Annotated in this window: 22 protein-coding genes; 10 read left to right on the forward strand and 12 right to left on the reverse strand. The window is 69.8% G+C overall.

Features of this window, described 5'->3' with window-relative positions; genetic code table 11:
* The first annotated feature begins 81 nt into the window (after nucleotides 1-81).
* Nucleotides 82-936, forward strand: coding sequence for an ethanolamine ammonia-lyase subunit EutC (eutC, locus tag C8258_RS05505; protein ID WP_233224890.1), 855 nt, complete (start codon nucleotides 82-84; stop codon nucleotides 934-936).
* Between the two features lie 68 nt (nucleotides 937-1004).
* Here the strand turns inward: eutC and C8258_RS33115 are convergent, their stop codons facing one another.
* The 6 genes from C8258_RS33115 to C8258_RS05540 all read right to left on the reverse strand — a co-directional run bounded on the left by C8258_RS33115 (nucleotide 1005) and on the right by C8258_RS05540 (nucleotide 7590).
* Nucleotides 1005-2606, reverse strand: a complete 1602-nt coding sequence (locus C8258_RS33115; RefSeq protein ID WP_233224891.1) for a DEAD/DEAH box helicase — start codon at nucleotides 2604-2606, stop codon at nucleotides 1005-1007.
* A 157-nt stretch (nucleotides 2607-2763) separates the two neighbouring features.
* Nucleotides 2764-3741, reverse strand: a complete 978-nt coding sequence (locus C8258_RS05520; RefSeq protein WP_036501017.1) for a M56 family metallopeptidase — start codon at nucleotides 3739-3741, stop codon at nucleotides 2764-2766.
* 63 nt (nucleotides 3742-3804) lie between these two features.
* Entirely contained in the window at nucleotides 3805-4242 is a 438-nt protein-coding gene (locus C8258_RS05525; protein WP_051024559.1) for a BlaI/MecI/CopY family transcriptional regulator, read from the reverse strand.
* 77 nt (nucleotides 4243-4319) lie between these two features.
* Nucleotides 4320-5207: an ABC transporter ATP-binding protein gene (locus C8258_RS05530; RefSeq protein WP_106954216.1), complete on the reverse strand. Its 888-nt coding sequence runs from the start codon at nucleotides 5205-5207 to the stop codon at nucleotides 4320-4322.
* Complete coding sequence (locus C8258_RS05535) at nucleotides 5204-6238, reverse strand: iron chelate uptake ABC transporter family permease subunit (protein WP_106954356.1); 1035 nt, start codon at nucleotides 6236-6238, stop codon at nucleotides 5204-5206. The genes C8258_RS05530 and C8258_RS05535 overlap by 4 nt, the downstream gene beginning before the upstream one ends.
* 242 nt (nucleotides 6239-6480) lie before the next feature.
* Nucleotides 6481-7590 (reverse strand): iron ABC transporter permease, encoded by a 1110-nt coding sequence (locus tag C8258_RS05540; protein WP_233224892.1) that lies wholly within the window; start codon nucleotides 7588-7590, stop codon nucleotides 6481-6483.
* A 61-nt stretch (nucleotides 7591-7651) separates the two neighbouring features.
* Here C8258_RS05540 and C8258_RS05545 point away from each other — a divergent pair, with 61 nt between their 5' ends.
* Nucleotides 7652-8359, forward strand: coding sequence for a hypothetical protein (locus C8258_RS05545; protein WP_106954217.1), 708 nt, complete (start codon nucleotides 7652-7654; stop codon nucleotides 8357-8359).
* Nucleotides 8360-8580: 221 nt separating this feature from the next.
* On the opposite strand, the gene C8258_RS05550 is transcribed toward C8258_RS05545, so the two are convergent.
* Entirely contained in the window at nucleotides 8581-9906 is a 1326-nt protein-coding gene (locus C8258_RS05550) for a bifunctional o-acetylhomoserine/o-acetylserine sulfhydrylase (RefSeq protein WP_062997358.1), read from the reverse strand.
* Between the two features lie 90 nt (nucleotides 9907-9996).
* Complete coding sequence (locus C8258_RS05555) at nucleotides 9997-10539, reverse strand: OsmC family protein (RefSeq protein WP_106954218.1); 543 nt, start codon at nucleotides 10537-10539, stop codon at nucleotides 9997-9999.
* 213 nt (nucleotides 10540-10752) lie between these two features.
* On the opposite strand from C8258_RS05555, the gene C8258_RS05560 reads away from it, so the two are divergent.
* The 5 genes from C8258_RS05560 (at nucleotide 10753) to C8258_RS05580 (ending at nucleotide 14458) form a co-directional block, all read left to right on the forward strand.
* A complete protein-coding gene (locus C8258_RS05560) occupies nucleotides 10753-11211 on the forward strand; it encodes a PaaI family thioesterase (protein ID WP_199195599.1) in 459 nt (152 codons plus the stop codon).
* 92 nt (nucleotides 11212-11303) lie between these two features.
* On the forward strand, nucleotides 11304-11606 hold the full coding sequence (locus tag C8258_RS05565) for an urease subunit gamma (RefSeq protein ID WP_106954219.1): 303 nt from the start codon (nucleotides 11304-11306) through the stop codon (nucleotides 11604-11606).
* Between the two features lie 9 nt (nucleotides 11607-11615).
* Entirely contained in the window at nucleotides 11616-11999 is a 384-nt protein-coding gene (locus C8258_RS05570; protein ID WP_106954220.1) for an urease subunit beta, read from the forward strand.
* Nucleotides 11999-13720: an urease subunit alpha gene (locus C8258_RS05575; protein ID WP_106954221.1), complete on the forward strand. Its 1722-nt coding sequence runs from the start codon at nucleotides 11999-12001 to the stop codon at nucleotides 13718-13720. The genes C8258_RS05570 and C8258_RS05575 overlap by 1 nt, the downstream gene beginning before the upstream one ends.
* 75 nt (nucleotides 13721-13795) lie before the next feature.
* On the forward strand, nucleotides 13796-14458 hold the full coding sequence (locus tag C8258_RS05580) for an O-methyltransferase (protein WP_106954359.1): 663 nt from the start codon (nucleotides 13796-13798) through the stop codon (nucleotides 14456-14458).
* On the opposite strand, the gene C8258_RS05585 is transcribed toward C8258_RS05580, so the two are convergent.
* On the reverse strand, nucleotides 14448-15017 hold the full coding sequence (locus C8258_RS05585) for a PadR family transcriptional regulator (protein ID WP_106954222.1): 570 nt from the start codon (nucleotides 15015-15017) through the stop codon (nucleotides 14448-14450). The two genes, C8258_RS05580 and C8258_RS05585, sit on opposite strands and share 11 nt — an antisense overlap.
* 115 nt (nucleotides 15018-15132) lie before the next feature.
* On the opposite strand from C8258_RS05585, the gene C8258_RS05590 reads away from it, so the two are divergent.
* Nucleotides 15133-15531, forward strand: a complete 399-nt coding sequence (locus C8258_RS05590) for a nuclear transport factor 2 family protein (protein WP_106954360.1) — start codon at nucleotides 15133-15135, stop codon at nucleotides 15529-15531.
* 7 nt (nucleotides 15532-15538) lie between these two features.
* Here C8258_RS05590 and C8258_RS05595 read toward each other — a convergent pair whose 3' ends face one another.
* Nucleotides 15539-16255: a TetR/AcrR family transcriptional regulator gene (locus C8258_RS05595; RefSeq protein ID WP_051024562.1), complete on the reverse strand. Its 717-nt coding sequence runs from the start codon at nucleotides 16253-16255 to the stop codon at nucleotides 15539-15541.
* Between the two features lie 84 nt (nucleotides 16256-16339).
* On the opposite strand from C8258_RS05595, the gene C8258_RS05600 reads away from it, so the two are divergent.
* Both C8258_RS05600 and C8258_RS05605 read left to right on the forward strand, forming a co-directional pair.
* Nucleotides 16340-17866 (forward strand): MFS transporter, encoded by a 1527-nt coding sequence (locus tag C8258_RS05600; RefSeq protein WP_106954223.1) that lies wholly within the window; start codon nucleotides 16340-16342, stop codon nucleotides 17864-17866.
* A gap of 64 nt (nucleotides 17867-17930) precedes the next feature.
* A complete protein-coding gene (locus C8258_RS05605; protein WP_233224893.1) occupies nucleotides 17931-18797 on the forward strand; it encodes an SDR family NAD(P)-dependent oxidoreductase in 867 nt (288 codons plus the stop codon).
* 37 nt (nucleotides 18798-18834) lie between these two features.
* On the opposite strand, the gene C8258_RS05610 is transcribed toward C8258_RS05605, so the two are convergent.
* Both C8258_RS05610 and C8258_RS05615 read right to left on the reverse strand, forming a co-directional pair.
* Nucleotides 18835-19662: an alpha/beta fold hydrolase gene (locus tag C8258_RS05610; RefSeq protein ID WP_106954224.1), complete on the reverse strand. Its 828-nt coding sequence runs from the start codon at nucleotides 19660-19662 to the stop codon at nucleotides 18835-18837.
* Nucleotides 19663-19799: 137 nt separating this feature from the next.
* A complete protein-coding gene (locus C8258_RS05615; RefSeq protein WP_106954225.1) occupies nucleotides 19800-20774 on the reverse strand; it encodes a zinc-binding dehydrogenase in 975 nt (324 codons plus the stop codon).
* Nucleotides 20775-20778 lie beyond the last annotated feature (4 nt).

The raw sequence follows: 20778 nt of genomic DNA on the forward strand, positions 1-20778 counted from the left end.
GGCCGGGCGAGTGCGGAGGGGGCGGATGCGGAGAACGGGTGTGCGCCCGCGGGAAGTGTGGTCGGAGAGGGAGCCACCGGGATGCGTGCGGAGGCGATGGGTGCCGCCGGTACGGGTCGGGCCGGCGTCGGGCGGGCGCGCGGCGCCGGTCGAGCAGGTGCGGACAGCGAGCTGTTCTGGCGGGAATTGCGCGGGGCGACGCAGGCGCGGATCGGCCTCGGGCGGACCGGTGACGCCCTGCCCACCGCGCGGGTACTGGAATTCCGGGCCGCGCATGCGGCGGCGCGCGATGCGGTGCACACGTCCGTGGACGTGGATGCGCTGTGCCACCGGGTCGCCGCGCTGGACCTGGGGACGCCGATTCGGGTACGCAGCCGGGCGCGAGACCGCGCGGAATATCTGCGCCGGCCCGATGTCGGACGAGAACCCGAGGACTCCTCGGTGATACGAAATACCCTGTCGCCCAGTACCTTCGACGTGGGATTCGTGCTGGCCGACGGTTTGTCTCCGCGCGCGCTCGCGACGCACGGCCCGGATCTGCTCGCTGCCCTGGTCGACGAACTCGTCCCGCACTACGCGCTGGCCCCTCCGGTGATCGCGACCCAGGCACGGGTGGCGATCGGCGACCATCTCGGTGCCGCTCTCGGCGTACGCACCGTGCTGGTGCTGATCGGCGAACGCCCCGGCTTGTCGGTGGCCGACAGTCTCGGCATCTACCTCACCCACCACCCCCGCCCCGGCCGCACCGACGCCGAACGCAACTGCGTGTCGAATATCCACCCGCCGGAGGGGCTGGGATATCGGCAAGCCGCAGCCGTCGTCGCGGGCCTGGTCGCAGGTGCGCGCGCATTGGGACGATCCGGCGTGGACCTGAAGGACGGCTCGCACACCGAGGCGGTGAAATCCCCTGTGGTGGAAGCCATTCCGGAGGATTGACGGCGAAGTGACGGTGGCCGGCTCGCGCGCCGCCGCGTCGACGGGGTTCGGTTGTCCCGGTGGATGATTCAGTCGGCGCGACGCTTGCGGGAGCCCGGCGGCCGGATGTTTCGCCGGGGCCTTCCGGGCGTGTCGACTTCTTGCGTGTCAACCGTCGGAGGCGGGGCGGCGGCCGGATCCGGGACCGGGCGTCCGGTCGGCGTGCGGGCCCCGGTCAAGGCGGCGAGCCGGGGGTCGCCGGGTCGTACGCGCACGTGCTCGAACACCACCGCGGCAGCACGGAGCACGGTGTCCGTGCCCGCATCGGTGCCGATCGTGACGACGGTGCCGCTCGCGCCCGCGCGGCCCGTGCGGCCGGAGCGGTGCAGATAGTCCTTCGCGTCTGCGGCGGGATCGACGTGGACCACCAGCGTGACGTCGTCGACGTGAATGCCGCGCGCGGCCACATCGGTGGCGACCAGGACCGGTGCCCCTCCGGAGGAGAAAGCCGCCAAGGTGCGCGTGCGCTGCGCTTGGCTGAGGGCGCCGTGCAGCGCGACGGCGCCGACGCCCGCGTCCCGCAGCCGCCGCGCGAGTTTGTCCGCGCCGTACTGGGTGCGCACGAACAGCAACGTGCGCCCGTCCCGCGCCGCGATCTCCGCGACGACCGACCGCTTGTCGGATGCTCGCACCTGGAGGAGGTAGTGGGCGAGCATCGCTGTGCCGGAAGGGGAAAGCCCACCGCGATCATTTGCGGTGGATGCCCCGCCAACCGCGTCGGCAGGAGTGGATTCGACAGTCGTCGGCAAATGGGCCGAACCCTGCCGGACGCCGGAGGCGGACGGCCCCGGCCGGCCGACCCCGCCGGATGCGGGCTCGGCCGGTGCGGCAGCGCGTTCGGCGTGCGGCTCGGCGTGCCCGGGGGAAGATGGCCGCGTTCTCGCGCTGCTCGTGACGTCGTGAAGGACCGGGTCGTTCAAGTAGGTGTGCACCAGCGTGTCGACGGCGGCGTCCAAGGTTGCCGAGAAGAGCAGGTGCTGGGTGTCGGCGGGGAGGAGGTCGAGGATCGCTCGGATCTGGTCGATGAAGCCCAGTTCGGCCATGTGGTCGGCCTCGTCCACCGCGACCACGCGGACCGCGTCCACGCCGACCTTGCCCTGGTCGATGAGGTCGGTGAGCCGGCCGGGGGTCGCGACCAGCAGGTCCACCCCGCGGGCCAGGCGATCGGCTTGCCGTTTGATCGGTACGCCGCCGACGGCGGTCGCCACTCGCAGACCCAGCGACAGCGCCGCCTCGTCCAGGGCCGCCTCGATCTGCGCGGCCAGCTCGCGGGTCGGGGCGAGTACGAGTGCACGAGGACGATGTGGTGCGGACGCACCGCGCCGCAGCCGGACCAGCATCGGCAGGCCGAAGGCCAGTGTCTTGCCGGAACCGGTGGCCGCGCGTCCCAGCACATCGCGACCGGCGAGCACATCCGGAATCGTGGCGGCCTGAATGGGAAAGGCGGTCTCGAGACGTCCGCGCCGCAACGCCTGGACCAGATCGACCGGCAGGCCTAGTTCCGCGAATCCGGGCCCTGCGAGCACGGCCGGACCTGGAGAATTCTCGCTGCCGGGCGATGAGGTCGACAGTTCGGTGTCGCGCCCGGCTCGGCGACCGTCCTTCGGCGCCCGGTCTCCGGCACTCGACATGCGGTCCGATCGTCCCTTGGTCTCGCCCGTCGGCCGGCCGCCCGCGGTCCGCCCGGACCCTTCCGAGGATCGCGTGCCCCGGGGCCCGCCGCGTCCGAAGGGCTTGTCGCCGCGGTTGTTCGACTGCCGGCCGCGAGCTCCCGGTGAACGCCGTCGCTCAGGCACTCAGCAACCGGTTCAATTCGACCAGCCACGGAATCGCCACCGCGAGGGTCGGAACCACCAGGATCGCGGCGGCCGTCGCATAGGCCGCGGTCGCGATGCGCAGATCGCCGAGCGGACCGGTCAGGCGTTGGATGCGGATGAGCGTCGTCGGCCCGCCGGCGGCCATGGCTCCCTGCGGGGCGGTGGAATTCGAGCAGGTCACCAGGGCGCGGGCCAGCGGGGTCGGGCCGGTGACCTTGACGGCGGAATCGTCGGCGAGCAGTTCGATCAGCAGTTTCACCGAATCGAGCGCGGATTTGCTACGCACCACCCGTGGGAACGCCTCGTGCGCGGCGGTGAACGCCTCCAGCACCAGGTCGTGGCGCGCCCGCAGATGCGAACGCTCGTGGCTCACGATCGCGGTCAGCTCGGATTTCGACAGATTCGCGAACGTCCCTTGGCTGAGCACCACGCGCTGGCGCAGACCGGGCAGGCAGTAGGCGATGGGTTCGGCGGCGGCCAGGACGCGGATATCCGCGGCTCGGGTACCCGCCAGCGGTGAGGTCGCGATCAGATCGCCGTGGGTCGGGTCGCCACCCTGGTCGAGCAGGTCGACCAGCATCCGGTGCCGGGCGCGGCGGCGGCGGGTGTGCACGCCGACCCGGATCGCGGCATAGATCAGGCGCGCGCCGACCAGCAGGGTCAGTGCGAAGACGACGACGTAGATCAGCCAGAGCCCCAGACCGAGCGCGTCGATCTCCTTGGTCGGGGAGGTGGTGGGGCGGCCGTCGGGTCCCGGGACGAGCAGCAGGCTGGCGATGGCCAGCCCGGATCCGAACGCCGACAGCACCGCCGCCAGCGCGACCGCCTGCCACAACACCAGCGCCGCGCGGGGTGTCCGGTACGGCCAGGTGGCTCGGCTGAGCAGAGCCGGGACCGGTCCCGCGAGAAGCAAGGCGAGACCGGCGAAGACCGGCGCGGTTGCGTTCATACTCAGCTCACTGCGTTGTGGGGCCAGGGGCCCGAGATCGCGGCCGCGGAGAGCACCACGCAGCTACTGCGGCGGGGCGACTCCGTTGTCGTCGGACGCGGTGTTCTCGTCCTCGGACGGGTTGCGCGCGGTCTCGGTTGCTTCGAGCTTAGCGAGTGCATCCCGGAGTGCGGCAGCCTCATCCTTTCCGACCTGTTCGACGAAGTGCACGAGCGCGGCGCGCCGGGAACCGACTTCGTCGGCCTGCTGCAGCGCGTCGACCATCAGACTGGCCACGAGTTCGTCGCGTGTGTGCACGGGCGCGTATCGATGCGCCCGGTCGTCGCGCTGCTGCACGACCAGATTCTTCTTCGCCAGTCGCTGTAGCACCGTCATCACCGTGGTGTACGCGAGCTCGCGGCGCGCGGCGAGGGCTTCGTGGACCTGCCGTACCGTCTGCGGTTCATCGGCCGACCACAACTGGTCCATGACCGCTTTCTCGAGTTCACCAAGACCTGCCATCCCTCCAGCTTACGGAGGCAACGACACAAATGCGTACTACAGTTCGTCGTAACCGGTCGGTAGCTGTGTGGGATTTTTCATAGGGCGGTCGGGGAACTCGCGGAATCGGTCGCGCGTGGTCCGCCGATCGCGCCGATCACGTGCCGGGATCCGATCGGCACGATCATCGGCCGCTCCGACACCGGATCGGTGTGCACCTCGGCGCGCAGGCCGAATACCGTTCGCAACAGTTCGGTATCGATCACCTCCCCCGGCGCGCCGTGGGCGACGATGCGGCCCTCGCGCATGACGATCAGCCGGTCGCTGTAGCGGATGGCCAGGTTCAGATCGTGCAACACCATGACCACGGTGCGGCCCAGATCGTCGTGCAGCCGGTCGACGAGGTCGAGGACCTCCAGCGAGTGGGCCAGATCCAGATAGGTGGTGGGCTCGTCGAGCAGCAGGATGTCGGTGCCCTGGGCCAGCGCCATGGAAATCCACGCGCGCTGGCGCTGCCCGCCGGACAGTTCGTCGAGGGTGCGGTCGGCCAGTTCCGCCACGCCGGTCTGGGCGAGGGCGTGCGCGACCTCGGTTTCGTCGTCGGCCGACCACTGGCGCAGCCAGGATTGATGCGGATGGCGGCCGCGCGCGACCAGATCGGCCACGGTCAGGCCTTCCGGCGCGACCGGGGTCTGCGGCAACATGCCGACGATGCGGGCGACGTCGCGGGTTTTCATGGTGGCGATCGCCTTGCCGTCCAACAGGACTCGGCCCGCGTCCGGCCGCAGCAGGCGGCCCAGTCCACGCAGGAGTGTGGATTTGCCGCAGCCGTTCGGGCCGATCACGGTGGTGATGAGGCCGGGCTCGATATCGACGCTGAGGCCGTCGACGATGACACGGCCGCCGTAGCCGAGGGTGACGTTCTCCGCGGCGAGGCGGTGCGCGTCGTCGTGGCCGGTGCTCCGGTGCGGGGTTCGGGTGCTCACAATGTCGCCTTCCGGTTCACGCGTATCAGCAGCAACAGCAGGAACGGTCCGCCGAACGCGGCGGTGACCAGGCCGACCGGCAGATCGACCGGTACGACGGTGCGGGCCGCGACATCGGCGGCGACCACGATCAGCGCGCCGGTCAGGGCCGAGCCGATCACGGGCTCGCCGGGAGTGCGCAGCAGCCGGCGTGCGATCTGCGGCGCGGCCAATCCGACGAAGGCCAGCGGGCCGACCGCCGCGGTGGCCAGCGCGGCCGCCGCCACCGCGGCGCCGATCAGCACCAACTGCTGGGTCTGCACGCGCACACCGAGCGCGCGGGTGGTGTCGGAGCCGAAGCGCAGCGCGGCGAGGGTGCGCGCCGAGCCCGCGGCGATGGCGATCACGACGACGAGCCCGGCCGCCGCGGCCGCGGTCCGATTCCAGTCCGCGCCGTTGAGCGAGCCGGTGAGCCACAGTTGCGCCCGGGTGGCGTCGTCGAGGCTCGCCCGGGTGACGAGCCAGTTGATACCGGCCAGCAGCAGCGCGTTGACCCCGATGCCGATGAGGATGAATCGCATTCCGCTCAGCCCGGTGTCGCCGCCGCTGTTGCGGCCCAGCGCCAGGACGCCGATGAGAGCGGCCGTGGCCAGCCCGCCCGCCAGCGCCGCGAGCGGAACACCCAGCGAGGCCACGATTCCGGTGGCGGTGCCACCCGCTCCGGCCAGGACCGCCACCGCGGCGAAGCTCGCCCCGGAGGTGATGCCGAGGACGTCGGGACTCGCGAGCGGATTGTGCAGGATCGATTGGGTGATCGCGCCCGCGATGCCGAGCGCCGCCCCGGCCACCAGCGCTGTCACCGCTCGCGGCAATCGCGATTCCATGACGACGTAGCGCTGCGAGCGGGTCCCGCCGCCGTTCAGCACGTCCAGCACCCGCCCGAGCGCGATGTGATAGTCGCCGACGGAGATGTCGACCACGAACAGGACCACGATCGCCGCGGCGAGGGCCAGCAGCGTCAGCAGCATCGAAAGACGAAGCACCGCAGACATTCCGGCGATGCGCAGAGCCGGCCGAACCCGGGTCAGCTCCGCACCGGATAGGCCCAGGTCGGGAGCGTTCCTCGAGTCGCCGACGGAGCCGGACGCCGCCTCGGCGGCACTGGGAGAGTAGCCGCCGAAGCCGGATACCTCCTCCGTGCCGGCCTTCCCGGTCTGTTCGTCTCCGTTGGTCCCCGCCCCGGTACCCGATTGCGTGCCCGCGGCATCGGAAGTGCGGATATCGCTGCGCGCGTTCACAATTCGGCCACCTTCCGCCGGCGCACCAGGGCGATGAAACAGGGTGCGCCGATCGCGGCCAGCACGATACCGGCCTGCAACTCCCCGGGCGGGGCGATCACCCGGCCGACGACATCGGCCAGCAGCAGCACGATCGCGCCGAGCAGCGCCGAATACGGAATCAGCCAGCGGTGATCCGGGCCGGTGATCATGCGGCCCAGGTGCGGAACGACCAATCCGAGAAAGGCGATCGGGCCGACCGCGGCCGTCGCGGCGCCGGTCAGCAGCACCACCGCGGTGAGTCCGATCGCGCGGTTGCGCGCGATGTTCACCCCGAGTCCGCGCGCGACGTCCTCGCCGAGTCCGATCGCGTTGAGCCCGGGCGCGGCCAGGATCGCCAGCACCGCTCCCGCGAGGATGAACGGCGCCACCTGGGCCGCCACCGCCGGTTCGTGCCCGGCGGGTGTCCCGACCACCCAGAAGCGGTAGGTGTCCAGCGCGGCCGGATCGAGCAGGATCACCGCATTGGTCAGCGCCTGCAGCAGTGCGGTGACCGCCGCACCGGCCAGGACCAGCGTCAACGGGGTGGACCGGCTGCCGCCGGTCGCCGCGGCACCGAACACCACCACACCCGCCACCAGCGCCCCGGCGAAGGCGAACCAGATGTACTGGCTCGGCTGGGTGAGCGCGAACAGGTGAATACCGAGCGCGGCCAGGAACGCCGCGCCCGCGTTGAGGCCGAGCAATCCGGCATCGGCGAGCGGATTGCGCGTGTAGCCCTGGATGAGCGCACCGGCGATACCGAGTGCCGCGCCGGTGAGCAGTGCGAGAATCGTTCGGGGCAGGCGCAATTCGCGCACGATCCGATCGGCCTGCCCGTCCGCCGGGCAGGTGAACGGCACGCCGTCCGGACAGGAGACGGCATGCCAGATCTCGGCCGGGGACAGGGATTTCGCGCCGACGGCGAGTCCGGCCACGACGGCGAGCAGCAGCACCCCGGCCAGGAGTGCCAGGCCGCTCGCACGGCGACGGGGGGTGGTGACTGCGGCGGACACGGCGGCGAACGACTCCTGGGTGACGCGTTTCATGGCGATCGGGCACTTGCGCAGCGACCCGTCGCCGGGCAAGTCTGGTAAGCCTAACCTATCTTTCGTTGTCGACCGTAATGCCGAACGTTGAGGGGGTTCGATGTCCGAACCAGTGACGATTTTCCCGGCTCGCCGTCTCGAGCCGGCGTTCGAACAGATCTGCGTCCGGCTGCGCGCGCTGCAGCCCGGCCATCCGCGGGTGTACGCCATGGCGGCGATGGCCGAACAGGGTCGCCGGCGCTGGTGGCGACTGGCCGACGGGGTGCGCGAAGGTCGCATCGAGCTGATGTATCGCCGGCACGTGGCGGAGATGGTCAGCGCTGAGATCGCCGCCGAGGTGGTCGCCACCGCCCTGATCCATGCCGTGGTCGGCCGGGTGGTCGCGCTGGCGGTCTGCGACAACCGGGCCTGGGATCCCGGGCTCGAGAATTTGTGGGTGCACACCGACAACGACGGCGGACTGGACTGGGCGGGCCTGTCCGACACGACGATTCGCGTGGTGGCGGGTGATCCGCTGGCCGGCCGTCCGGGGGTGGTGACGCTGCCGTGTGATCGGGCGCTGTCGGTGTGGCTGGCGCATCGCTGTGAGGCGGCACTGACGCTGGTGTGTGAGAGCCTGTACCGCTGTGCCGGGCTGAGCCGGGCGCGATTCTGGAATCTGGTGGGCGAATCCATCGTCGGCGCTGCCACCTACGTGCCGGAACTGGCGCGGACCGGCGCGGATGCCGGGACCGAGCGCGGGCAGGCGCTGCTGCTGGCGCTGGCCGATCGAGGGTTGCCGGTGCGTCGCTCTTGCTTGGTTAGGTAAGGCTGACCTACACTCAACTCGGCGTCCGGATCGAGCGAGAGTCCCGAGGGCTGCGGTCGACTCCCCGATCCACTGCCCGCGGCGGGCCCTTCGTCAGGAGGGTCCGCCGCGTCGTTTTCCGAACATTCGCGCGCGAATCTAAATGTGCCGGTTCGTGTTTCGCAGACATGACGATGCCCGGCCCACCGCCGGGGTGGCGGCGAACCGGGCATCGGTGAGAACTAGTGCGTGGCGGCGAAACCGGTCCGCAGGTCGGCGAGGATGTCCTCGATCCCCTCGATGCCCACCGCGAGCCGAACCAGGCCCGGCGTCACACCCGCGGTCAGCTGCTCCTCGGGAGTCAACTGCGAATGGGTGGTCGAGGCCGGGTGGATGACCAGCGAACGCACATCACCGATATTGGCGACATGGCTGTGCAGGGTCAGCGCGTCGACGAACCTCTTGCCCGCGTCCACACCGCCGGCCAGTTCGAAGCCGACGATCGCACCGGCGCCCTTCGGCGCCAGTTCCCGGCCGCGCTCGTACCACGGCGACGAGGGCAGACCCGCGTAGAAGACGTTGGTCACCTCCGGCTGCTCGGTGAGGAATTCCGCGACTGCCTGCGCGTTCGAGACGTGCCGCTCCACCCGCAGGCTCAGCGTCTCGAGACCCTGGCTGATCAGGAACGCGTTGAACGGCGCTACCGCGGAGCCGAGGTCGCGCAGCAACTGCACCCGCGCCTTCAGCGCGTAGGCCGGCGCACCCAGATCGGCGAAGACCGCGCCGTGGTAGCTGGGGTCCGGGGTGGTGAAGCCGGGGAAGCGCGAGTTACCCTGCTCGTCGGTCACCGTCCAGTCGAACGTGCCACCGTCGACGATCACGCCGGCGATCGCCGCACCGTGGCCACCCAGGTACTTCGTCGCCGAGTGCACGACGATGTCGGCGCCGTGCTTCAGCGGCTGGATCAGATACGGGGTCGGCACGGTGTTGTCCACGATGAACGGCACACCGGCGGTGTGCGCGACCTCGGCCAGGCCCGGCAGATCCAGGATGTGGTTCTGCGGGTTGGACACCGTCTCGCCGTAGATCGCCTTGGTGTTCGGGCGGATCGCGGCGCGCCACTGATCCAGATCGTCGGGATCTTCGACGAACGACACCTCGATGCCCAGCTTCGGCAGCGTGTAGTGGAACAGGTTGTAGGTGCCGCCGTAGAGGCGCGGACTCGACACGATGTGGTCACCGGCGCCCGCGATGTTGAGGATCGCGAAGGTTTCGGCGGCCTGGCCCGAGGACAGCAGCAGCGCCGCCACACCACCCTCGAGGGCGGCGATGCGCTGCTCGACGGCGTCCTGGGTGGGGTTCATGATGCGGGTGTAGATGTTGCCGGGCTCGGCCAGACCGAACAGTGCCGCCGCGTGATCGGTGTCGCGGAAGGTGTAGGAGGTGGTCTGGTAGATCGGCAGCGCGCGAGCGTTGGTGGTGCCGTCGGGAATCTGGCCGACGTGAACCTGCTTGGTCTCGAAGCTCCAGTTCTGCGCCGGATCGTTCGGCTCGACGGAGTCGGTCATGGGTTTCAGCTCCAAAAGGTGTAGACGGGATGGGTCGTCGCGCATGGGGCGGCGGTGTGCCGCCCCCAAGGATGCCCGATTCGCGAAGAATCAGGCGGAAACTGTGGAGTTTTCCGATTCGGAAGTGATCAGTCTGGTCAGCACGGGCGTCGGCCCGGTGGAGATGTCGAGAACCGGGCAGTGGGCGTCCACGGCGGCCTGCAGTTCAGCGTAACGCTGCGCCGGCTCCGGGCCGTCGATATGCACAGTCACCCGGACCTGCTGGAATCCGGCGCGCACGGTGTCGTCGAGGCCGAAGAAGCCGCGCACGTCGAGGTCGCCCTCGGCGTCGATGCGCAGATCGTCGACGACGATGCCCAGTCGCTGCGCCCAGAACCGGTAGGTCACCACCTGACACGAGATCAGCGCCGCGAGATAGAACTCGACCGGATTGGGTGCCGTACCCGCGCCACCAAGTGCGGCCGGCTCGTCCACCCGGACCGTGTAGGTGCCGGCCGTGACGGCGCTGCCGACGGCGCCCTCCGTGATTCCGGCGGCGGAGAACAGGACCTGCGCCTTCGCCGGATCGCCGGCCACGGCCTGTGCGGTGGCGTCGACGATGTCGTTGAGCGGAGTGTCCGATGCGGCTGTCATGGCCGCCACGGTAGGGCTGCGCGGATGCGGGAGCGAGGGTTGCGTTCGCCGTGATCACAACCGTAGCCGGATCGCTGTGAGTGCGTATGCCCCTGCGGTACAAGGATTTTCACATGTTATCACCAGGTGTGCTGCTCGATTACCGGGCCCGCGCGCGCCCGGCGTGCGACACCGCCGTACCGGGCGGTACTCAGGTGGTGTAAGTGTTTTTCCATGACACAGCACGACCGATTCGAGGCTCGTTCCCTGGCGGATGTCACGCCCGAGCAGATGACCCGCTACAGCGAGGGGACTTTCACCGACCTCATCGGTCTGAAGTACACCGAGGTCGGGCCCGATCGTGTGGTCGGGGAGTGGGTGGTCTCGCCGCAGTTGCATCAGCCCGCGGGCATCGTCAACGGCGGGGTGTACTGCACGATCATCGAAACTTTGGCCAGCGTCGGCGGCGGCGTCTGGTTCGGCGACCGCGGACATGTGGTCGGCGTCAACAACAACACCGACTTCCTGCGCGCGGTCCGCGAGGGCAGCCTGCGCGGTGTCGCCACTCCGATTCACCAGGGCCGATCGCAGCAGCTGTGGCAGGTGCAGATCACCGACGAGCAGGAGCGGGTGGTCGCGCGCGGGCAGGTGCGGCTGCAGAATCTCACCGCGGACGGCGCGGCCAAGCGCTAGTCCCCAAGGCGAGCCGACACTCCGACGAGCGCACCCGGTACGGCCGTGCCAAGATATCGAGCACCGTACGCCCGAGCAGCCGAGGAGGCGATGTGCGTCTGTCACCGCACGAGCAGGAACGGCTGATGCTCAGCTACGCGGCCGAACTGGCGCGGCGGCGGCAGGCACGCGGGCTCAAACTCAACCACCCCGAGGCGGTCGCCGTCATCACCGACCACGTCCTGGAGGGCGCCCGCGACGGCCGCACCGTCGCCGAGTTGATGTCCTCGGGCCGCACCGTGCTCACCCGCGACGACGTGATGGCGGGTGTGCCGGAGATGATCCACGACGTCCAGGTCGAGGCCACCTTTCCCGACGGCACGAAACTGGTGACCGTGCATCACCCGATCGGCTGAGGGGCACCGATGAGCGCGATATCCGCCGAGAGCGGCCACGGCGCGGTGCCGGGAGAGTACCTGCTGGCCGCCGACCCCATCGAAATCAACGCCGGCGCCGACCGGGTCGAACTCGAGGTGGTCAACACCGGCGACCGGCCGGTGCAGGTGGGCAGTCACGTGCACTTCCCGCAGGCCAACACCGCCCTCGAGTTCGACCGGGTCGCGGCACACGGCCGCCGACTCGATATTCCGGCGGGGACCGCCGTGCGCTTCGAACCCGGCCTGGCGCAGCGGATTTCGCTGGTTCCGCTGGGCGGCAGCCGCGAGGTGTACGGGATCGGCCCGGATGCGCCGGGGCCGCTCGGCCCGGTGGTGAACCGGTCCGAGGAGACAGAAAGGCCGGTCGACTGATGGCAGAACTGTCCCGCGCCCGTTACGCCGCGCTCTTCGGTCCCACGGTCGGGGATCGAATTCGATTGGCCGACACCGATCTTCTGATCGAGATCACCGAAGACCGCTGCGGCGGACCCGGCCTGGCCGGTGACGAGGCCGTCTTCGGCGGCGGCAAGGTCTTGCGCGAATCGATGGGCCAAGCTCGCGCCACTCGCGCCGAGGGCACCCCGGACACCGTGATCACCGGGGCGGTGATCGTCGACTACTGGGGAATCATCAAGGCCGACATCGGCATTCGCGACGGGCGCATCTGCGCGATCGGCAAGGCCGGCAATCCGGAGACCATGGACGGCGTGCATCCGGATCTGGTGGTGGGCCCGTCGACGGAGATCATCGCCGGCAACGGCCGCATCCTCACCGCCGGCGCGATCGACTGCCACGTCCACTTCATCTGCCCGCAGTTGCTCGACGAGGCGCTCGGCGGCGGTATCACCACCCTGATCGGCGGCGGAACCGGGCCGGCCGAGGGCTCCAAGGCCACCACGGTCACTCCCGGCGCCTGGCATCTGGGCCGCATGCTGGAGGCCACCGACGGCTGGCCGGTCAACATCCTGCTGCTGGGCAAGGGCAACACCGTGCGTCCCGAGGCGATGTGGGAGCAATTGCGCGGCGGCGCGGGCGGATTCAAGCTGCACGAGGACTGGGGGACCACCCCCGCCGCGATCGACGCCTGCCTGCGGGTGGCCGATGCCGCCGGAGTCCAGGTCGCGCTGCATTCCGATACGCTCAACGAGGCCGGATTCGTCGAGGACACCCTCGCCGCGATCGCCGGGCGGGCCATCCACTCGTATCACACCGAGGGCGCCGGCGGCGGGCACGCGCCGGACATCATCACCGTCGCCTCGCACCCGAATGTGATGCCCAGCTCGACCAATCCGACTCGCCCGCACACGGTCAACACTCTCGACGAACATCTGGACATGCTGATGGTGTGCCACCATCTCAATGCGGCCGTGCCCGAGGATCTCGCCTTCGCCGAGAGCCGGATCCGGCCCTCCACCATCGCCGCGGAGGACCTGCTGCACGATCTGGGCGCGATCTCGATGATCGGCTCGGATTCCCAGGCGATGGGCCGCATCGGAGAAGTGGTGATGCGGACGTGGCAGACCGCGCACATGATGAAGGTCCGCCGCAGCGCGCTGCCCGGCGACGGGGCCGCCGACAATCATCGGGTCCGCCGCTATATCGCGAAATACACGATCTGCCCGGCGGTGACGCACGGCCTGGACCACGAGATCGGGTCGGTGGAAGTCGGCAAACTGGCCGATCTGGTGCTGTGGGAGCCGGCCTTCTTCGGCGTGCGCCCGCATGCGGTGCTCAAGGGCGGCGCGATCGCCTGGGCCGCGATGGGCGATGCCAACGCCTCGATCCCGACCCCGCAGCCGGTGCTGCCGCGGCCGATGTTCGGCGCCGCGCCGGTGGTGGCGGCGGGGACGTCACTGCATTTCGTCTCCCCGCAGGCCGTCGAGGACGGACTCGCCGAGCGGCTGCAGGTCCGGCGCAAACTCGTGCCGGTGGCCGATGTGCGCCGCCGGACCAAGAGCGATCTGCCGCTCAACGACGCGATGCCGCGCATCGAGGTGGAACCCGACACCTTCACCGTCCGCATCGACGGCGAGGTGTGGGATCAGCAGCCGGCCACCGAGCTGCCGATGGCGCAGCGCTACTTCCTGTTCTGAGACCCGCTCTTGCCGTATGGAGTCGCCGACGGCACTGCGCTGCACCGGTCGGGTCGCGGTGGCACACTGGCCGATATGACGAATGCCGAATGGGGCGCGGTCGATCGCTACGTCGTGGGCACTCTGATCGGCGATGCCGATTCCGATGTGGCGCAGGCGAATTCCGAGGCGGGTCTGCCGCCCATCGACGTCTCGCCGGCACAGGGCAAATTCCTGTATCTGCTCGCGCTGTCGGCCGGGGTGCGGCGCGTCCTCGAGATCGGCACGCTCGGCGGATTCAGCACCCTGTGGCTGGCGCGTGCGGTGGGACCGCAGGGCAGCGTCGTGACGTTGGAATACGATCCGCACCATGCCGAGGTGGCCCGCGCCAACCTCGATCGCAAGGGGGTGGGGGAGCGGGTGGAGATCCGGGTCGGCGCGGCGCTGGACACCCTGCCGGGAGTCGCCGAGGACCACGGCGAGCCCTTCGACCTGGTCTTCATCGATGCCGACAAGGTCAACAACGCCAACTATGTGCGGTGGGCCTTGCGGCTGACCCGGCCCGGTTCGGTGATCATCGTCGACAATGTCGTGCGTCGTGGCGCCCTGGCCGACGGCGATCCCGGCGACCCCGCGGTCCGCGGAGCCCGGGAAGCGCTGGGACTGCTCGCCGACGAGCCGCGGCTCGAGGCCACCGTGCTGCAGACCGTGGGCAGCAAGGGCTGGGACGGATTCGCCTACGCCGTGGTCACCGGCTGACCGGTGCCGAATCGCCGTGCCCGATCCGGTCGGGACGGTCGGCCAGTTCGGTCCAGAAGTCCACGTACGCCTGTTCGTGGCCGATGCCGAGTTCCAGGATGCGGGAACGGGATTGGGCGCGCACGGTATCGGCCGGGTCGATCTCGGCGTGCATGGCGCGGTAGCGGTCGAGCCAGCGGCGGTGCTCGGCCGCCTGGCGGCGCGCGAGGGCGATCACGTCCTCCGGTGCGCCGAGGTCGGCGAAGAACAGTTTCACCTGCGCCGGATCACGCGTCTCCGGCGGCGGGCACCCGGGGTCGGCCAGCCATGCGCGTAACGCCTCGCGTCCGGCGTCGGTGAGCTGGAATACCCGGCGCCGGCGGCCGGTCTCCTCGGCGTCCTCGTGCAGCAGGCCGCGCTCGGCCAGCCGGGCCGGAATGCGGTAGAGCTGCGCATGCGGCACCGGCCAGAAGTAGTCGACGCTCTCCTCCATGCGCGCTTTGAGTTCGTAGGGGGTGAGCGGGCCGTGCCGGGCGATGAGCCCGAGCACGATATGGTCCTGCGCTCCCAGATCCGCCATGGTCGTCAGCTTTCGGTTCGGCACGTCTCGGTTCGGAACGGCATTGACACGGTCTCACTGAGACTATAGCTTCATATCCGTCATACCGTATCAATGAGACTATTGGGGAGTGGACATGCGCGCATACGGAATCGGACTCTTCGACCGCTGGACGGCGATGTGGAACGGGGAACTGGACCTCGCGAGCCGAATCATGGCCCCGCACTTCACACTTCGGTATGCCCAGCCGGGCGCCGAGGCCTACGACGGCATCCACGACCCGGAGACGTTCGCGCGGCAGATCGCGGCCTTCCGAGCGGCCGCGCCCGGGCAGCGATTCGAAACCCAGGGCGAGGCGGTCGTCGAGATCGACGACCGCCGTACCGGGACCGTGGCGCGGCCCTACGGTTCGCGCCGACCCGTCGCCGACGGTGAGATCGCCGTGAGCGGCACCGATATCCTGCGCGTCGAGGACGGGCTGATCGTGGAGGTGTGGTCGGTCTCCGGCGGCGTCCAGGGCCGGTCGTACTACTGAGTGCTGGTCAGCCGTGGCGTGCGGCGAAACCGTCGCACATCGCCGACAGGCCCGAATGCAATTGCCGCACCGGATCGAGCAGATCGCCGAGTCCGGTGCCTTCGAGGGGCGCCAGCGCGGGCGGGCTCGGCCAGCGCGGGGTGCCCTCGAGAAGTGCCGTCAGACCGGAGGATTCGTCGTGCTCGTCCTCGCGGGCGGCCAGGATGGTGGCGCTGACCTGCTGGAGAGCGATGCCGGCGATATAACTCCAGACCTCGAGCGCCATCGCGGTGGCCTCGCGGCGATCATCGGTCAGTTCGAGCAGACCTTCGGTCAGCCAGCCCAGGCACGCCAGGCTGTGCGGGCCGAAGTTGTAGCGCGGCACCGCGAAGGTGAACAGCACCCACGGGTGCAGCCGGTAGAGCTGCCAGTCGATATCGGCGGCCGCGCGCACGCGGTCGCGCCAGGTCCAGCCCGCTTCCGGCGCCGGATACGGGTAGCGGCGCGCGACCTCGTCGGTCATATCGGCCAGCAGTGCGTCCTTGTTCGGTACGTGCCGATACAGCGACATCGCGCCCACGCCCATCCGCTCGGCGATGCGGCGCATGGACAGTCCGTCGATGCCGTCCGCGTCCGCCAGTGCGATGGCGGTGTCGACGATCGCCGCCCGCGTCAGCCGCTCGGGCTGAGACGGGCTCGGAGAGCCCGAAGGCGCAGGTGAGGATGGGTGGGAAGGTTTCGGCATCGAAACTCGCTTTCCTTTCTGCGGCCGGATGCGTACGCTGTACCCCGGTCGCGTACGACGTACGCACGAGATGAAGGATAGGTGATGGTCGGCATTGAGACCTCGGCGGCGGGCTACACCGCGCCGAGCGCAACCCCCCGGCGGGCGTGGCTGGGTCTGGCGGTGTTGATCCTGCCGGTGCTGCTGGTGTCGATGGACATGTCGGTGCTGTACCTGGCGATGCCGACGCTGACCGAGCATCTGGACCCCTCGGCCGAACAGCAGCTGTGGATTCTCGACATCTACGGATTCATGATCGCCGGACTGCTGATCACCATGGGTAATCTCGGTGACCGTATCGGGCGGCGCAACATATTGCTCGCCGGCGCAACGGTTTTCGGCATCGCCTCGCTGCTGGCCGCCTTCGCGCCCAGCGCCGGGGTACTGATCGCGGCGCGCGCGCTGATGGGTGTCGGCGGTGCGACGCTGCTGCCGTCGAGCCTGGCGCTGATCTCGAGTCTGTTCCCCGAGGCGCGGGCCCGCGGCACCGCGATCGGCATCTGGACGGCGTTCTTCGCCGGCGGTTCGGCGGTGGGGCCGGTGATCGGCGGTCTGCTGCTGCACAAGTTCTGGTGGGGGTCGATCTTCCTGATCAATACGCCGGTACTGCTGGTGCTGCTGGCGCTGGGACCGCTGCTGCTGCCCGAACACCGCTCCGCCGGTCGCGGACCGCTGGATCCGGTGAGCGTGATCATGTCCATCGGCGGCATCCTGCCGCTGGTGTATGCGGTGAAACGAGCGGCGGCCGAGGGCGTCGACGCGGTCTCGGTCGTGCTCGGACTCGCCGGTGTCGCGGTCCTGGTGGCATTCGTGCGACGCCAGCGCACTCTGGCCGAACCGCTGCTGGATCTGAGCCTGTTCCGTAGCGGCCTGTTCCGCGTGGCGATCGGGTCGTCCACCGTCGGCATGATGTCGCTGGCCGGTATGAGCTATCTGACCAGCCTGTATCTGCAGTCGGTGGCCGGGCGCGACGTCCTGGGCGCGGCGCTGCTGGGTATTCCGGCGGCGGTGGCGGTGTTCGTGTGTTCGATGGGCGGGGCGCGGGTGGCGCGCCGGCTCGGCACGCGCGGCTCGTTCGTGCTGGCGTTGAGTGCGGCCGCGGTCGGCAATCTGCTGTTGCTCGGTATCGGTGTCGACGGCGGAATCGGCTGGTACATCGCGGGATCCACGATCGCGGGCCTCGGCTACGGCATCGTGTTCACCCTGGTGTCGGAGGTCGCGGTGTCCTCGGTTCCGGCCGAACGCGCGGGCTCGGCGGTCGGCATCTCCGAAACCAGTTTCGAATTGGGTAACGCACTGGGGTTGTCGCTGCTGGGTTCGCTGGCGGCGCTGGTGTTCCGGTCGGGTGGCGATTTCGCCGACACGCTCGGCGAGACGCTGGTGCGCCATCGCGGCGACGCGGCCGTGATCCATGCCGCGCAGAGCTCGTTCGTCACCGGCATGCACACCGCGCTGGTGGTCGGCGCGGCACTGCTGATCATGATGGCGGTGACAGCCGCGGCGACCTCGGGGCGCCGGCGTCGGCGTGCGATCGCGGTGGATACCGCCTCCGCGGCGGCGGGAACGCGCTGACCGGTTCCCGGTCGCGGCGACGATTCCGGCCCGCCGGTGGAGGCGGCCCAATACAGTTTCGGCTGTGACAGATACCGCTTCACCGGGCCGTCCGCTGGCCGAGCGGGTCGCGACGCGGTTGTTGTATCCCACGTCGCGGCCCCGCGAAACCGCGCTGCGCGAGGCCGTCTCGGGCCGGGTCGTGCTGGTGACCGGCGCCTCGCACGGCATCGGGAAGGTCACCGCCGCCAAATTCGCCGCCGCCGGAGCCGTGGTGGTGATGGTGGCGCGCTCGACGGCGGAGCTGGATGCTGCAGCCGACGAGATCACCACGAGCGGCGGCATCGCGCACACCTACAGCGCCGACCTGACCGATATGGAGGCAGTGGACGAGCTGGCCCGCGACATCCTCGCCACACACGGGCGGGTGGATGTGGTGATCAACAACGCGGGCCGTTCGATCCGGCGCTCGATCGACGAGTCCTACGATCGTTTCCACGATTTCACCCGGACCATCGATATCAACTACCTCGGCCCGGTGCGATTGCTGCTGGCCCTGCTGCCGGCGATGCGGGAGCGCGGTCGCGGGCATATCGTCAACATCTCCACCTGGGGGCTGCGCATGCCGCCGGCGCCGCGATGGGCCGCCTACGGCGCGTCGAAGGCGGCATTCGACCAGTGGTTGCGCACGGTGGCGACCGAGGTGGCGGCCGACGGCGTCACCACCACCTCGATCTACATGCCGCTGGTGCATACGCGCATGAGCGCGCCCACCGATTTCGGCTCCATGCCGGGCCTGACCGCCGCCGAGGCCGCCGATCTGGTGTGTCACGCCGTCGTCGCGAAACCGGTGGAGATCTCGCCGTGGTGGAGCGGTCCGCTGCAGGCGTGGACGGATCTGACCCGCGGCCCGATGCAGCGGCTGATGGCCCGGAGCATCCGCTTCACCTGAACCGCATGCGTGGGCCGTGGCCGATGGCGGGATTGTTTCAGCTCTGCAGGAACGCCAGCAGATCGGCGTTGAAACGTTCCTTGTCACCGGGCACCAGGGCGATGCCATGTGAACCGCCCTCGTAGACGGTGAGGGTCGCGTCCGGGATGATCTTCGCCGCCTTGCGGGCGGTGGCGTCGATGGGCACGATCTGGTCGTCGTCGCCGTGCACGATCAACGTCGGGATATCGAATTTCTGCAGATCGGCGGTGAAATCCGTGTATGCGAAGGCGTCCACACAGCGCACCCCGGCCTCGATCGACTCGTGCATCGCCATGAACCAGAACGCGTCGCGGTTGCCCTGGGTGGCCTTGGTGCCCGGCCGGTTGGCGCTGAAGAAGCCCTCGGAGGTATCGCGCCAGAACTGCGAGCGTTCGGTCAGGATGCCCTTCTTGATCTGATCGAACACCTCGTCGGGCACGCCTTCGGGGTTGTCCGAGGTGCGCACCATCAGCGGCGGGATAGCCGACAGCAACACCGCCGAGCGCACCCGTCCGGTGCCGTGGCGGCCGATGTAGCGAGCCAGTTCGCCACCGCCCATGGAGTGCGCCACCAGTGTGACATCGCGCAGGTCGAGCCGGCTGAGCAGATCGTTCAGGTCGTCGGCGAAGGTGTCGAAGTCGTATCCGCTCCACGGCTGTGCCGAACGCCCGTGACCGCGGCGGTCGTGTGCGATACCGCGAAAGCCGTTGTCCGCCACATGTTTCAACTGATCGTCCCAGGCGTCGGCGTTGAGCGGCCAGCCGTGGATGAAGACCACGGGGCGGCCCGAACCCCAATCCTTGTAGTAGATGTCGACCTCGTCGCGCGTCGTACACACGGGCATGGACGAACCTCCTCTGCGTGCGCCCGCCGGCCTCGGTCGCGGGCCGTGAGAACGAGACACGACCTCCAGCGTAGGAGCCGCGACCGAGGCGAGGGGCTACGAATCGGTTACGTCAGCAATTGATCAGCTATCGACTGTTACGGCTCGAGGACGACCTTGCCGACGGTGGCGCGGTCCTCGAGGGCCCGGTGCGCCGCGGCGGCATCGGCGAGGGCGAACCGGTGCACCGCCGGGCGCAACCGCCCGGACCCGGCCGCGGCCAGGGCGCGCGTCTCCAGCGCCGCGATTCCGCCGCCACGTTCGAGCATTTCCGGACCGAGAACCGACCGTGAGGTGATGCCACGGGCGGCGAGGTCGCCCGGGTCGAATTCCAGTGCGGCATCGCTCCAGCCGAAGACGAGGCGGGTGCCGCCGGGTGCGAGCAATTCGACCGCCGCCCGGCCTGCTGCGCCGCCGACACCGTCGAAGACCCAGTGCGCGGGCCGGTCGCCGAAGCCCGCGCGCACCGCGTCCGGCCACCTCGGGTCGGTGTAGTCGAGGGCGAGGTCGGCGCCGTTGGCCGCCACGGTAGCGACCTTGGCCGGGCTGCCGGCCAGGCCGACGACGGTGAGCCCGGCGGCGCGCAGATATTGCACGAGCAGTGTGCCGATCCCACCCGCCGCGGCCGGCACCACCGCGAGCTGTCCCGGCTCGACCTCGGAGAATCCCAGAATGCCCAGGGTAGTTCGGCCGGTGCCGATCATCGCCACCGCCGCGGCCGCGTCAATCGCGTCCGGAATGCGGTGCAGCCGTTGCGCATCCGCGACCGCCAGCGCGGCATAGCCGCCCGGTGCGGCGCCCAGATGGGTCACGACCCGAGCGCCCAGCAGATCCGGGTCGGCGCCGGGACCGACCAGGTCGACGACGCCCGCGACCTCCCGGCCGGGGATCGTCGGTAACTGCGGCGGCGGATAGGGCCCCGGCAGGCCTCGGCGCAGATAGGTGTCGACCAGGTGAATTCCCGCCGCGGCCACCGCGATTCGGACCTGTCCGGGTTCCGGCAGGGGATCGGGGGCGGTCTCGTAGCGCAGGTTCTCGGCCGGACCGAATTCGTGCAGGCGTATCGCTTTCATGAGC

The organism is Nocardia sp. MDA0666 (genome assembly GCF_003023875.1).
GTDB lineage: Bacteria > Actinomycetota > Actinomycetes > Mycobacteriales > Mycobacteriaceae > Nocardia > Nocardia aobensis.

What these genes read in the sequence shown, in the direction of transcription:
- eutC (WP_233224890.1), top strand. Translation starts at nt 82, where the DNA reads ATGCGTGCGGAGGCGATGGGTGCCGCCGGTACGGGTCGGGCCGGCGTC.
- C8258_RS33115 (WP_233224891.1), bottom strand. Translation starts at nt 2,606, where the DNA reads ATGTCGAGTGCCGGAGACCGGGCGCCGAAGGACGGTCGCCGAGCCGGG.
- C8258_RS05520 (WP_036501017.1), bottom strand. Translation starts at nt 3,741, where the DNA reads ATGAACGCAACCGCGCCGGTCTTCGCCGGTCTCGCCTTGCTTCTCGCG.
- C8258_RS05525 (WP_051024559.1), bottom strand. Translation starts at nt 4,242, where the DNA reads ATGGCAGGTCTTGGTGAACTCGAGAAAGCGGTCATGGACCAGTTGTGG.
- C8258_RS05535 (WP_106954356.1), bottom strand. Translation starts at nt 6,238, where the DNA reads ATGTCTGCGGTGCTTCGTCTTTCGATGCTGCTGACGCTGCTGGCCCTC.
- C8258_RS05545 (WP_106954217.1), top strand. Translation starts at nt 7,652, where the DNA reads ATGTCCGAACCAGTGACGATTTTCCCGGCTCGCCGTCTCGAGCCGGCG.
- C8258_RS05550 (WP_062997358.1), bottom strand. Translation starts at nt 9,906, where the DNA reads ATGACCGACTCCGTCGAGCCGAACGATCCGGCGCAGAACTGGAGCTTC.
- C8258_RS05555 (WP_106954218.1), bottom strand. Translation starts at nt 10,539, where the DNA reads ATGACAGCCGCATCGGACACTCCGCTCAACGACATCGTCGACGCCACC.
- C8258_RS05560 (WP_199195599.1), top strand. Translation starts at nt 10,753, where the DNA reads ATGACACAGCACGACCGATTCGAGGCTCGTTCCCTGGCGGATGTCACG.
- C8258_RS05570 (WP_106954220.1), top strand. Translation starts at nt 11,616, where the DNA reads ATGAGCGCGATATCCGCCGAGAGCGGCCACGGCGCGGTGCCGGGAGAG.
- C8258_RS05575 (WP_106954221.1), top strand. Translation starts at nt 11,999, where the DNA reads ATGGCAGAACTGTCCCGCGCCCGTTACGCCGCGCTCTTCGGTCCCACG.
- C8258_RS05580 (WP_106954359.1), top strand. Translation starts at nt 13,796, where the DNA reads ATGACGAATGCCGAATGGGGCGCGGTCGATCGCTACGTCGTGGGCACT.
- C8258_RS05585 (WP_106954222.1), bottom strand. Translation starts at nt 15,017, where the DNA reads ATGGCGGATCTGGGAGCGCAGGACCATATCGTGCTCGGGCTCATCGCC.
- C8258_RS05590 (WP_106954360.1), top strand. Translation starts at nt 15,133, where the DNA reads ATGCGCGCATACGGAATCGGACTCTTCGACCGCTGGACGGCGATGTGG.
- C8258_RS05595 (WP_051024562.1), bottom strand. Translation starts at nt 16,255, where the DNA reads ATGCCGAAACCTTCCCACCCATCCTCACCTGCGCCTTCGGGCTCTCCG.
- C8258_RS05600 (WP_106954223.1), top strand. Translation starts at nt 16,340, where the DNA reads ATGGTCGGCATTGAGACCTCGGCGGCGGGCTACACCGCGCCGAGCGCA.
- C8258_RS05610 (WP_106954224.1), bottom strand. Translation starts at nt 19,662, where the DNA reads ATGCCCGTGTGTACGACGCGCGACGAGGTCGACATCTACTACAAGGAT.
- C8258_RS05615 (WP_106954225.1), bottom strand. Translation starts at nt 20,774, where the DNA reads ATGAAAGCGATACGCCTGCACGAATTCGGTCCGGCCGAGAACCTGCGC.